Raw genomic sequence first — 12,522 nt, 5'->3', positions numbered from 1 at the left:
ATATTAGGGCAAATCTATTGCTGAGAGCCTTTTTCTGATGCCTGATACTCCTCAACCGTTTGATCTGAATGGGATTATTGAGTCCATAAAGAAGACAACTGAAACCATTATCAGTTTCGTCAAGATGGTAGCGGGTTGGATTCGAGATAAGCAATGGATCGAACTAATTTCTTTCGTTTTAGCTGCGGTAATTCTTGGTTATTTGGGAAGAGCCGTGATCGCCCAGTTTTTTGGAGAGCAAAATTCCCAGTGGTTTATCGGAGTGGTTGGGGTTGTTGCGCTATTGTTTGTACTAGCTGTCGTTGTAGCAGTTTTTCAGAAGTCTTCCCTAGTAAGTAACAAGGAAAATCCTCTCGAACGTCCTGCGATTAAGGGATTATTGTCCTTTGGCCCTGGAGATGTGGAGATTTTTAGTCGTTTGGAACGCAATCAGGATATTAAAAGTTGTTTAAATTCGTTGGAAGATGACAATTTTCGGATAGGAGCTTTGTGGGGTGAGTCGGGTTGTGGCAAAACCTCTTTTTTGCAGGCAGGGTTAATTCCTGAGTTGACAAAACGGGGACAAATGCAGGGAATTTATATTCAGTTTAGCGATAAAGAGCCATTAATTACGGCTAAAAAGGCATTAAATAAAACGTTAAAACTAGCCTTATCCAATGAGGAGTTAGAGCAGTTAGATTTCCTGTCAGTTTTGAGGAAGGCAATTGAAGTTAGTCAAAAGCCATTGATTTTATTGTTTGATCAATTTGAGCAGTTTTTTGTTCATTATCAATCAGCAGAAGCTCGACAACCTTTTGTGATGGCTCTTAAGAATTGGTATGACGATGAAGAAATCGCGGTTAAAATTTTGATGAGTTTTCGCTTTGATTTATTTTATCAGCAGTACGAAATTCAGCAAGTCTTAAACTATTCTTTGGATTCCAGAAATAATATTAAATTAAAGAAATTTTCCGTAGAACAGGCAACTAAGATATTAGCGGTGATTGCGGAAACTGAAAATATCGAGTTTGATCGTCAAGCAATTCAAAGTTTTGTTGAGCAGGAGTTAGTGGATCAAAGTAAGGATAAATCTGATGAGCCGATTTCGCCAGTGGATTTACAAATTCTGTCGTTGGTGATTGGTAAGCAAGGATTATCAGAAAATCGCAAGTTTGAAAAAGCCGCTTTGAATAAAATTGGTCGTTTTGAGGGCTTATTATATCAATATCTAGACGAGCGGTTAAGCTTTCGGGAACAGTCGGTCAGCAAGACTCAAAAAGAAGCGGTAATCAATGTTTTATTAGCCTTAATTGATGCCAATGGTTTGACTCGTGCGGGGGCTTTTTCGGTAGCGCAATTACAGGAAAAATTAAGCACGATTAACCCAAAAGACGTTCGAGATAGCTTGCGTTGGTTGGAACAGGAGCGATTAATTACGCCCCTAACCCAGGACGAAGAAACGGTTTATCAATTGGCCCATGAGCGCATGATTCCCGCCGTGATGAAATTATCAGGGAAAATTTTACCGAAAGCTTATCAGGCGAATGAATTGCTGAATAAACAGGTCAAGTTTTGGATAGAAAGTAACTACAATTCCCGTTATTTATTGGGGTGGCGCGAGTTATGGTTAATCAAACGTCAGCAAGCCTATTTGTTGTGGGGAGATAAGCAATCCCAAAAGCAAAAATTGATTCAGAAAAGCCAAGAGCGTTTGTTTCTTTTGGTGGGAGTGATGGGGTTGATTTTTCTCTTGGGGGTCGGAACCTGGGGCGGATTGAACTATACGGAAGCGGGGCAACTCTGGCAGATTCGGCGAGATTTGGCTACTTGGACAGAACAGGTGAATGATCCAGTAAATCAAACTCAGGCAGTGGAAGCTTTTTTGAAGGATGGTGATCTTACCCAGGCTCTCAACATTGCCAACCAGATTAAAGATGACCGATCCAAAGCCGATGTCTTAAGCGCGATCGCTAAAGCCTATGGCAAGCTCAATCAATCCGAAGAAGGGACTAAATTGCTCAAACAAGCTCTCGACTCTGCCAACCAGATTCAAAATGACTATCTCAAAGTCCCTGCCTTAAGCGTGATCGTCGAAGCCATTGGCAAGCTCAATCAACCCGAAGAAGGGACTAAATTGCTCAAACAAGCTCTCGACTCTGCCAACCAGATTCAAAATGACTATCTCAAAGTCCCTGCCTTAAGCGTGATCGTCGAAGCCATTGGCAAGCTCAATCAACCCGAAGAAGCGGTTAAATTGCTTAAACTCGTTCTCGACTCTGCCAACCAGATACAAGATGACTATCCCAAAGACTATTATGTCTTCGGCGCGATCACCAAAGCCTCTGCCCTAAGAGCGATCACCAAAGCCTCTGCCTTAAGCGCGATCGCCGAAGCCTATGGCAAGCTCAAGCAACCCCAAGAAGCGGCTAATTTACTCACACAAGCTCTTAACTCTGCCAACCAGATTAAAGATGATGATTATAAAGTCTCTGCCTTAAGCGCGATCGCCGAAGCCATTGGCAAGCTCAATCAACCGGAAGAAGGGGCTAAATTGCTCAAACAAACTCTCGATTCTGCCAACCAGATTCAAAAGGACTATTCCAAAGCCGAAGTCTTAAGAGTGATCGCCGAAGCCTATGGCAAGCTCAATCAACCAGAAGAAGCGGCCAATTTTCTCAAACTCGCTCTCGACTCTGCCAACCAGATTCAAGATAACAATTACAAAGCCGAAGCCTTAAGGGCGATCGCCGAAGCCTATGGCAAGCTCAATCAACCGGAAGAAGGGGCTAAATTGCTCAAGCTCGCTCTCGGCTCTGCCAACCAGATTCAAGATAACAATTACAATTACAAAGATTACAAAGCCGATGCCTTAAGCGCGATCGCCGAAACCATTGGAAAACTTAATCAACCCCAAAAAGGGGCTAAATTGCTCAAACTCGCTCTCGACTCTGCCAACCAGATTCAAAATAACAATTACAAAGCCGATGCCTTAAGCGCGATCGCCGAAGCCATTGGCAAGCTCAATAAATCCGAAGAAGCGGCTAAATTGCTTAAACTCGTTCTCGACTCTGCCAACGAGATGCAAGATGACTATCCCAAAGACTATTCTGTCTTAAGCGCGCTCACCAAAGCCCCTGTCCTAAGCGCGATCGCCAAAGCCCGTGCCTTAAGCGCGATCGCAGAAGCTTATGCCAAACTCAAGAAACCCGAAGAAGCAACAAAATTGTTGTACCAAGCTTTCGAGCTTGCGGCCAAGATTGGTGATACAGATCAAAAAACTGAGGCTTTAGTTAGTATTGCCCAAGCATGGGCTAATCTCAACAATTGGGGAGAGGCATTAACCGTAACTAAAGAATGTCCCACTGATCCCTGTCATGTTCAATCCCTGGCGGCGGTTTTAACTATTCATGCCGAACAACAACATCCCGAATTAAAAGAGGATCAGGAAAATTAAATTTGACAATAGGAAAAATTGGGGATTTTAAATCTCTACGGCGGAAAGGCGATCTCTTTTTTGAGGTGTTGATCCCCCCCAGCCCCCCTTAAAAAGGGGGGAGAATTGGTTTTTGAAGTGTTTATGAAGGCGATCGCTTTTTGAGGTAATTTATAACGGCGATCTCTTTTTGAGGTGTTTATAATGGCGATCGCTTTTCAAGAGTATTTACAACGGCGATCGCTTTTTAAGAGTGTTTATGACGGCGATCGCTTATCATCTAAATATTTGCGGGTAAGACTAGGGATTTCTTCTGGGGCAAGAATAACAACTTTTCCATTTTGTGAGATAGCAATAGACTCTCCTAACTTACGGTGTCTTTCTATATCCTCAAAAATCGCCTTTTGAATACCTTGCTCAAGTTGTTTAGAGAGATATTGGGGATCATTACTCATGGCTTATATTCCAAATTTGATGATAGATCGTAGTATTATAAATAATGGGATTTTGAGAAGGTTCCTTTTCAACAATCAGTTGTGAGGGAAAAGTCGAGTTATCGTAGATTCTCCAAGTATAGCAAAGAGTAAGGTAGAATTGAGTTAAATTTTTTAGTCCTCGATAATAGCGGCGAATAATAATATCTTCTGGGATATTATGACCACCACTTGCAACTCTTTGACGAACTCTCGCAATGGCAAGGTCTGGACTATTTAGCCAGAAAAAAATTAAATTTATTTGATAATTTTGGTTCTGACATTGTTTTAAAAAACGAATATAATTCTGTCCTGACAAAGTTGTTTTAAAGGCAAAGTCCATTTGATGAACAACACAATAATTTAACCTTTGTAACATCAATTTTCCCGATTGAATAGCTACATTTTCAGGCTTAAAAGTGGATAATCCTGCTGCTATCTCATCTGCATTTAGGTATTCATAAATACCAAGAATTTGGGGTAATATCTTTTTAGCAGTAGTAAGTAGTTATGCAAAATGAATTACCCTTTAGATAAATCCGAAAGCCTTGCTACACAAGGATCGCTATGTATAAATAATTTTACCTAAGCACTTAGTTTTACCTGAGCCATTTGCGCCACTAATAATGAACAAATTAGGCATAGTTTAGACTTTACCTCGATTAAGATAGACAATTTTTAGATTTATTTTTATATTTTAAGGTTTAGCATAATAGTAATCGTTCAGGGGGACAAAATCTGATAATCTAAAAGTCATGGAAGAAAAACAGCTACTAGAGACAGCCGAAATTGACGAAAATGATTGGGAGCAAACCCCAGTCAGCGCCAGAAATCTGGTGGTAAAATTATTCGATAAGATAGAGCAACTAGAAAAACACCTCAAAGAATTGCAGGAAACAAACGAAAAGATTAGCGAAAAAGTCAATCAGAATTCTCAAAACTCAAATAACCCTCCTACGTCAGAGCCGCTAAATGTTGAAATTCCCAAGAAAAAAAGAAACTGGGTGGAAAAAAGAGAGGAGGGCAAATAGGTCATAAAGGTCATAGCCGCTTTTTGTATTCAGAAGAAAAGTGTAAGGAAATTATCGAACACCATCCTGATAGCTGTAAGTGTTGCGGTGAAAAACCAAGGGGAATAGACCCAAACCCCTATCGTCATCAAATAGTAGAGATACCGCCCATCGTTCTAGAAATAGTAGAACATAGGCTACATGAAAGAGTTTGTGATAATTGTGGACAAAAAACGAGAGCGATATTACCCCCAGAAGTAGAAAGGAGTGGTTATGGGGAAAGAGTAGTAGCCCTAGTGTCATTGATGAGTGGGATGTATCGTCATTCTCACCGTATGGTAGTGTCAGCTCTGTCGGATTATTTTGGATTGAAAATAGGATTAGGAACAGTTAGTCGTTTGAGAAATCAGGGCAGTGAGGCCGTATCAATAGCTGTAGAGGAAGCCAAAGTTTATGTACAAAGTCAGAGAATAGTGGAAGCGGATGAGACAGGATTCAAGCAGGGAAATGCTGATGGCAAAAATCCAGAGAAAAAAAAGGCTTGGTTATGGGTGGCTGTGACTCCCTTAGTGACTCAGGGTAATCGCATCTTATTTGTTACAAAAAATACAGACAAAAAGAGAGAAATATAGTGTAAAAAAGAAGCAGTCATCTAAGAGAAGAAAAGGCTATTATTTAAAAAAAGTAAGTGAGTGAGGTCAAAGATGGCAAAAGGCTTCGGCGCAAGAGTTCTAACCCCACAACAAGAAAAAGAAGTCAAAATTATCAAAAGAAGCATACTGAAACATTTTCAGTGCCTAAAAGAACCGAGAACAGGGAGAAGGCAAGACCATAACTTAACAGCAATTGTCACCATAGGAATATTGGCAGTATTGTCAGGGGCAGATGGCTTCGTAGCAATTGAAGCCTATGGCAAAGCCAAACGAGAATGGCTAGAAATGTTTCTAGAGTTACCAAAGGGAATTCCCTCTCACGATACCTTTGGAAGAGTATTTGGAATGTTGGAAACAGAAGAACTAGAAAAAAGTTTTCTGAGCTGGATAAGCAGTCTAACGGAGAAAATGGACATAGAGCTGATACAGATCAGCAATTCTAAATTTGCCCTGTAGCAAGGGTTTCAGGTTTTAGTTCGCGTAATACGGGGTAAAATTCAACGGGATTAACAAATTCATTTTACGAGTCTTCAGGCTTTCAGGCATGGTAGTACACATAGGATTGCCCCAAAAACCCCCTTTGAAATGTTCTTTAAATCCCTAAAAGGCTTGCTGTATCTAAAACTGAGAATTGCTGGATACAGATAGATGGAAAAACGAAAAGAGGTTCTTATGATAGGGAAAAAGGACTAAATGCGTTACACAGCATAAGTGCGTGGAGTAGTGAGCGGGGACTGATGTTAGCGCAAAAGAAAGTAGATAGTAAATCTAATGAAATAAAAGCAGTCCCCTTGTTACTGAAGTTACTTAACATCAAGGGGGCAGTAGTAACCCTAGATGCAATGGGAACGCAGACAGAAATCGCAAAACAAATAAAGCAAGGTGAAGGTGACTATGTAGGGCTTGCTGAAAAAGTCAAAAAACGAAAGAAATGTGGGTTAGGGAAGTATGGACTGAAAAAGCATAGATAACTTATCCTTATGGAAACAAATCAAAATACAGATTTTGTTTAATCTATTGTTCCTTTCTGTCTAAAAAGGTCAACACAAATCACTCCTCACAAAAGAGAGGAAAATTAACACCATTTTTCACAAGAAAAACGACTCTACAACTTTTTACTTTTTGTCTTCTGAAGTAGAGTAGAAAGATTCATTACCAAAAAGTTCATCGCAATTACCGTTTCCGAGGTCTCAGGTAGTTTGGCCATCACTCGACCAAGACTAAATTTCCTCTTTCCCTGTCCGAATTTACCCTCAATGGCATTACGCACTCTTTCATCTGAGCGTGCCTCTTTCTTTTTTTCTTTGCTCACCTCTTTCGGCGGTCTTCCCAATCGGGGACCACTCATTCTTATATCCCTTTCTTTACAATAAGCTCGATTCGCTTTTGTTCGATAGATTTTATCCACATGAACCGATTCCGGATAACATCCTGTTTCCCTTTTATATTCTTCTATTCGCGCTTGTAAATCTCCCGATTCGTTGTAATTATCCCAACTTAATTTGTCTAAGAAGACAAAGCCATTCACATTACTTGCCGATATTTTAGCTCCAAACTCTACTGCTTTTCCCGCTTTTCCACGCACTATTGGACGCACGTGAGGTTGGCTTACACTCACAATTCTGTTTTCTACTTTATTTGTCTTTTTTTCATACATTTCTAACTGTTGCTCATACACTTTTCCTATCGTTACAAGCTCTTCTTGCTCTTTTTTCGTTAGTTTTTCTAACTTTGCTCCCTCTTCTATCATTTTTTCTATATCAGACAAGTTTCTTTTTATATATCCTAGTTGTTTTTTTGTTCCTTTTCTTCTTTCTTTTTTTGACACACGACGTTTTTTTGCTATGGCTAAGTACTCTTTTCTTGCCACTTCCCTATAAGTCCTCGGCTTTTCTTTCCTTTTCTCTTTTATTTCTTCATACAGCTTATCTATTATTTTTTCTGTTTTTTCTCTGGCATCATTCAATATTCCTATATCCGTTGGATATTTTATATCTGCTGGTGTACAAGTCGCATCTAACAATAACTTTCCTTCATTTTCTTTTTTTTCTGACGCTACACCCGTCGCTTTTTTTTCTATTTCTTTATTAATTTTATTTATTAATTCCATTCCTATTTTTTTACGAAAATGAACCATCATTGACGCATTAAATGCTTCTTTGCTACTATAGCTTTCCATTCCTATAAAGTACTGTAAATAAGGGTTCTCTTTTATTTGTTCTACTGTTTCTCTGTCACTTTTTCCTGAAATTTCTTTGATAATTAATGCTCCTAATGCCATTCTAAATGATTTGGCTGGGGCTCCTTTTTTTTCTGTGAAGTTTTTTGCATATTCTTCCTCATATTCTTCCCAAAGAATCATTTTTGACATTTCTATCCAACGATTTTCTTCGTCTAACTGCCCGCCGAACAGATTTTTCAAGTTTTCTGGTGTTTCAATTGAGTACTGTTGCTTTCGGTACATCTGCTTTCTCTCTTCTTAATGCAATGGTTTTGAGGCATTCTACCCTATTTTCGTGCATTCTAGCGGTTCTTAATTCGCCTACTATTTTTCTCCGTAAAGGTTTCAGCTTTTTTCAGCAAGCCCTATGTATTGGCTCTCAAAGGAAATCAGGGCAAACTTAATAAACAAGTTAGGGATTGGTTTAAACGGGTGTGACCTTTAGTTGATGAAGGAAAAGAAAAGTGTTAACATGAGATGAAAAGTGACAAAGAGGAAACAATGATGACAGCAAAACTAATTAATGTAGAGGGTTCAAAGATAAAAATAGAACTAACATTAGAACTCAGTCGTTCAATGTTGGATACAGAAATAAATATTCAAAAAGGCTTAAACGAAGTAGGTTGCATCGCCAGCAAAGAAGCCTTGAAATATTTAGATACAGATGGTTCACCCTTAAAAATCGGTGAAGAAATCTGGAAGAGTAAGGGAGAGCGGGAGCATCTCACCTTTGCAATAAGTAGAAATACTTAACGAGGTAAATGAAAGAGTCAAAAAAGGTAATCATTTAAATAGGAACAGCGATGACGAAGGACTTGTGGTACATTGTCAGAATTCCAACTCGCACCAGTAATTTTAAGACGATGACCAATTTGTTTAACTTGAGATTCGACAGAGCCAGAGCCAATAGAAATGCCCTCTGCCTGCAAATAACCATAATTGACAATCCGATGTTTATGCTTGTTTAAATAAATGATAAAATTCTCAGCTTGAGGCTCTGACCATTCCTCAAAACAGGAGATAGCGGCATCCACTTCACCCGTCCAAAGAAAAGACTTGACCTCCTCAATTCGCTGGAATGACCCCCCAACTTTATAGAGGTTTTCAATTAAGTGATACCAGTCCAAAATTTCAATTCGCTCATGTTTCTGTCCTATCTCACGAAATAAGTTCCAGATACCATCATGTCCATCTCCCAAACAAATTAAAGGCTTAGCCAAAATTTGAGAATTAACCAAATCTAATAAAGCCGAGTTATCTTGAAAAAAGGCAGCTACCCCCAATTGATGAAAACTGACTCCTTTATAATCACGCCAAATTAAGGGTTCTCCCTTGGGAGTTCTGAGTCGTACCTTCCCACCATCTATGCTAATTTCTTCGACTTCTGTGTTAGAGGGTAATTCTTCAAAATGATAGCGATGTACAAGGCGTTGTTGCGTACTGTGAGAAACAGCAATTCCCGTCAATGATTGGATTTTCTTAGCTGCTTTTTCATAAGACTCATCGCCACTCAGTAGCAAACAGTTCTTCTCTAACATTGGACTCATCTGAGTTCGAGGCTTTAGTTCTAATTTCTTCGCTTGTTTTTCTGTAATGGGCAATTCCCCCAAAATACTTTTTACTGTTCGTATCCGACCTGTGGTTTCCTCGGTACTTGTTTTGACAAAAAAATACCTATTTCTGGGTTGACATACTGAATCATTAAGTCTCTGACAGTCTCCTCTATTTCGCCCAAATTATTAAATGTTTTAACTTGAGATTGTTGATAGAGACATTCTCCCAACTCTTGACATAACTCTTGAATCCTTTTTTCATTTTCTGATAACACTGATAACATGAGATTGTTCCTCAATTGGGATAGATTTTGGAAAGTGGGTCTCGACTATTATACTCTCATTTCTTTTTTTGATAAAGTTCGATAAAGTTCAAAGTCTTATTTTTCTGCCCATAAGTATTAATACTTATTGCATAAGTGAGATGCTCCCTTTAAACTGGGGCTTCAGCCCCTTTTTTTATTTAGCAATCCAAAAACCAAAGCTGTCATAGGCTACAATTAACGAAATTAGTCGGTATCGTAATCAATAATATGTCTGACTTACCCCGTCTTTTATCCTTTACGCTGGATGGTTGGCCTGTTTTAGGTGGGCCAGTAACAATTACATTGAACGATGGCGTTGCGGTTTTAGTGGGTCGTAATGGAGCGGGAAAATCAGCTATTCTTGAAGGATTTAGGGCTATTGCATACAGGGCAGTAGGTAGAAATAAAGCTTACGATCCTCACAGTTTTTATCTCCTTAAACGTAATATTGATGATAGTATTCCAGATAATATTCCTAAAATATTAAAGCTCGAAGTCTTGACTCCAACTAATCGCAGAATTGAATATAAATACGAATTTTTTGAAAAACCTACTGCCGATGAGGATGATTCAATCTATTTTTTAGAGGAGCATCGGTATTTATTTCATGAATATTGTCAGTATCTCGACGAGAAAAGAGAGTTTATCTGGAAAATTCAAGATAGTAATATAGAGAAAATTAAAGGTTCAAATCAGTCACGATTTAATGATTTTGCAGTTTTTTTTCGCAGACAGACGAGTTTACTTGATTTTTTGTCTTCACAATCAGGAATGCCTGATGAAGTTAAATGGATATACGACATTCTGACCGAGATTCTTTTTTGCGGTGAGTATGCTTTGTTTCTGCGTCGATCTCAACGTTTACCCTGTACTTTAATTCGTCCAAATCGGGGAGGAGGTCGCTTTCCAGAAGAATTGCCCGATTTACTTGCCAGGGAGATACTAACACTCATGGAAAATGATAAACAAGAAGAGCTTGAAAGAGTTTGTCAAAGGCTAGGTCTTGGTAATAGCATAACAAAAAAAGAAAGACCGCTAGAAAATGAGATGTCTTACATTGAGATACTTTTTGATGGAGTCAATATTGGCTTGCTTTCTGAGGGAACACTAAGAATTTTATCCATTATTTTAGACCTTATTAATTTAAAACCAATAACAACTCTTCTGATTGAGGAACCTGAAACTCAAATTCATCCAGGAATGTTAGAGAAGTTACTGAATGAGATTGAATCCTATACCCATGGACAAAATTTAATTTTATCTACCCATTCTCCCCAGGTCGTTTCCTGGACTCAACCCGACAAAATCAATTTAGTTTACCGTAAAAATGGACAAACTTTTGTAAGAAAACTTGCTACAAATGAAATTGAAAATGTCGTTGAATATCTCAATGAAGAAGGCGATTTAGGCGACTGGATTTATAGTGGTATTCTTGATGAGTAATATCCGAATTGCCTTGATTGCTGAAGACAATACGGACTGTGAGGCAGTTCGTATTATCGTTCATCGTGTATTAGGAGAAAAAACGCAAACTAAACAATGGGCTTCCAATGGTTGTCATCATTTGAGGCGCAAATTGTCCGCCAAAATGGTAGCTTTATCAAATGAAGGATGTAATGCTTTTATTATCGTCCACGATTTAGACCGTAATCCTGCCGATGGTTCTCTCAACGACGAAACTAAATTACGAACAAATCTCGAAAAGTGTATTACGAAGTTTGACAAAGTTGAAAAACATATTTGTATTCCCATCGAAGAATTAGAAGCTTGGTTTTGGTCTGATTCTAATGTTATTAAAAGTGTCGGAGGTCAAAAAGTAAAAGCTCATCCTAATCCTCAGTTAATTGCTAAACCAAAAGAAAAATTAATTGAGTTATCCAAAGGAGAAAATCGTAAACCTCGTTATAGTACTAATGGCAACGTTAAATTAGCCGAAATACTGGATTTGGATCGTTGTTCTCGAAGCTGCTCCTCTTTCAAGAAGTTAAGAGAGTTTCTTGACTCCTTAAGGTAAAAGTAATTGTCATATTTAGACATTATACAATTAGTAAAAAAATTAGCTTAAAAATCAATCTTCATTTTTAGGTGTTAAGCGATCCAGAATATCTATTAAACGATTTTCTAGGCGATCTAAATGGTTATGATAATCCGCTTGACTTTCATAGAAATCGGCTTGGGCAGCAGCTAATCTAGCCATCCATTCAAATACATGGGCGCGATCACGGCGTAAAATTTCCCGATCTTGTCGGCGTTGTTCCCGTTCCTCCGCCATACTGTGGGTCAATGCTTCAATACTTTTAGCGTTAGACTCGATGCGCTTATCAAGCTTGTTATTCAACGCTTCGATGTTCTTGGTGTTGGACTCTGCCAGTTGATCAATCTTATTACCCAGGGCTTGAATGGCTTGAGTGTTGGATTCAGCAAGTTGGCCAACCCTTTCGAGCAGGGCTTCAATACGGTCTAATCTCTCTTCTGACATAGGTTTTAGTCCCCTATAAGTTAGTGTGAAGACTGGTATTTGTTCAGGATAACAAAAATTAAGTCGGGTGAAGGCTAATCGAGCCATATATTCAAATACATGGGCATTTAAAATTACAGAATCCGAACAGCGATCGCCGCCGATAATTAGGGCTTGCTGAATAAGTCTGCAAATCGAACCTAGATGCCACAAGGCGCGAAAAATGGTGACTTCAGAAATCAGTTTCCGATTTTAACCCACAATTTTCTAGCAAAGTGCATGGATTTTACGCCTTCAAATGCCATAAGCTTGCACCTAATCGTGTTCAAAATGGCTGAAAAGCTTATCTGATAAAGGTTCTGCCTTTATTCGGCAAACCCTAATTAATGAGCGATCGCCCCTTACGGTGAAGATAAAAAGCGATCACTGAATCAATC

At 38.9% G+C, this 12,522-nt stretch carries 12 protein-coding genes and 1 pseudogene; 8 read left to right on the top strand and 5 right to left on the bottom strand.

Annotated elements, in window-relative coordinates; genetic code table 11:
- The first annotated feature begins 37 nt into the window (after nt 1-37).
- On the top strand, nt 38-3,433 hold the full coding sequence (locus KA717_34105; GenBank protein UXE60519.1) for a hypothetical protein: 3,396 nt from the start codon (nt 38-40) through the stop codon (nt 3,431-3,433).
- A 236-nt stretch (nt 3,434-3,669) separates the two neighbouring features.
- On the opposite strand, the gene KA717_34100 is transcribed toward KA717_34105, so the two are convergent.
- On the bottom strand, nt 3,670-3,867 hold the full coding sequence (locus KA717_34100) for a hypothetical protein (protein ID UXE60518.1): 198 nt from the start codon (nt 3,865-3,867) through the stop codon (nt 3,670-3,672).
- Nucleotides 3,860-4,264, bottom strand: a complete 405-nt coding sequence (locus KA717_34095; GenBank protein UXE60517.1) for a Zeta toxin family protein — start codon at nt 4,262-4,264, stop codon at nt 3,860-3,862. Before KA717_34095 ends, KA717_34100 begins: the two co-directional genes overlap by 8 nt.
- Nucleotides 4,265-4,640: 376 nt before the next feature.
- On the opposite strand from KA717_34095, the gene KA717_34090 reads away from it, so the two are divergent.
- From KA717_34090 to KA717_34075, 4 genes are all read left to right on the top strand, one after another.
- Complete coding sequence (locus tag KA717_34090) at nt 4,641-4,916, top strand: hypothetical protein (protein UXE60516.1); 276 nt, start codon at nt 4,641-4,643, stop codon at nt 4,914-4,916.
- A 23-nt stretch (nt 4,917-4,939) separates the two neighbouring features.
- The gene (locus KA717_34085; GenBank protein UXE60515.1) at nt 4,940-5,527 is read left to right on the top strand and encodes a transposase; all 588 of its coding nucleotides are present in this window, start codon (nt 4,940-4,942) and stop codon (nt 5,525-5,527) included.
- Between the two features lie 72 nt (nt 5,528-5,599).
- Nucleotides 5,600-6,004: an ISAs1 family transposase gene (locus KA717_34080; protein UXE60514.1), complete on the top strand. Its 405-nt coding sequence runs from the start codon at nt 5,600-5,602 to the stop codon at nt 6,002-6,004.
- A 188-nt stretch (nt 6,005-6,192) separates the two neighbouring features.
- Complete coding sequence (locus KA717_34075; protein ID UXE64862.1) at nt 6,193-6,519, top strand: ISAs1 family transposase; 327 nt, start codon at nt 6,193-6,195, stop codon at nt 6,517-6,519.
- 155 nt (nt 6,520-6,674) lie between these two features.
- On the opposite strand, the pseudogene KA717_34070 reads toward KA717_34075, so the two are convergent.
- Nucleotides 6,675-8,012, bottom strand: a pseudogene (locus tag KA717_34070) (IS5 family transposase).
- Nucleotides 8,013-8,246: 234 nt separating this feature from the next.
- On the opposite strand from KA717_34070, the gene KA717_34065 reads away from it, so the two are divergent.
- Nucleotides 8,247-8,522, top strand: a complete 276-nt coding sequence (locus KA717_34065; GenBank protein UXE60513.1) for a hypothetical protein — start codon at nt 8,247-8,249, stop codon at nt 8,520-8,522.
- Nucleotides 8,523-8,539: 17 nt separating this feature from the next.
- Here the strand turns inward: KA717_34065 and KA717_34060 are convergent.
- A protein-coding gene (locus tag KA717_34060; GenBank protein ID UXE64861.1) for an ISKra4 family transposase occupies nt 8,540-9,597 on the bottom strand; the annotation gives its coding sequence in 2 pieces (ribosomal slippage) (nt 8,540-9,441 and nt 9,441-9,597; 1,059 coding nt in all).
- Between the two features lie 258 nt (nt 9,598-9,855).
- Here KA717_34060 and KA717_34055 point away from each other — a divergent pair.
- Together KA717_34055 and KA717_34050 are read left to right on the top strand one after the other, a co-directional pair.
- Nucleotides 9,856-11,070 (top strand): ATP-binding protein, encoded by a 1,215-nt coding sequence (locus tag KA717_34055; GenBank protein UXE60512.1) that lies wholly within the window; start codon nt 9,856-9,858, stop codon nt 11,068-11,070.
- Nucleotides 11,063-11,641, top strand: a complete 579-nt coding sequence (locus KA717_34050; protein UXE60511.1) for a DUF4276 family protein — start codon at nt 11,063-11,065, stop codon at nt 11,639-11,641. Before KA717_34055 ends, KA717_34050 begins: the two co-directional genes overlap by 8 nt.
- Before the next feature lie 54 nt (nt 11,642-11,695).
- Here the strand turns inward: KA717_34050 and KA717_34045 are convergent, their stop codons facing one another.
- The gene (locus tag KA717_34045; GenBank protein ID UXE60510.1) at nt 11,696-12,106 is read right to left on the bottom strand and encodes a hypothetical protein; all 411 of its coding nucleotides are present in this window, start codon (nt 12,104-12,106) and stop codon (nt 11,696-11,698) included.
- Nucleotides 12,107-12,522 lie beyond the last annotated feature (416 nt).

This window comes from Woronichinia naegeliana WA131 (genome assembly GCA_025370055.1).
Classification (GTDB): domain Bacteria; phylum Cyanobacteriota; class Cyanobacteriia; order Cyanobacteriales; family Microcystaceae; genus Woronichinia; species Woronichinia naegeliana.
The sequence above is the reverse complement of the archived record's forward strand: the minus strand, read 5'-3'. Positions and strand labels throughout refer to the sequence as shown.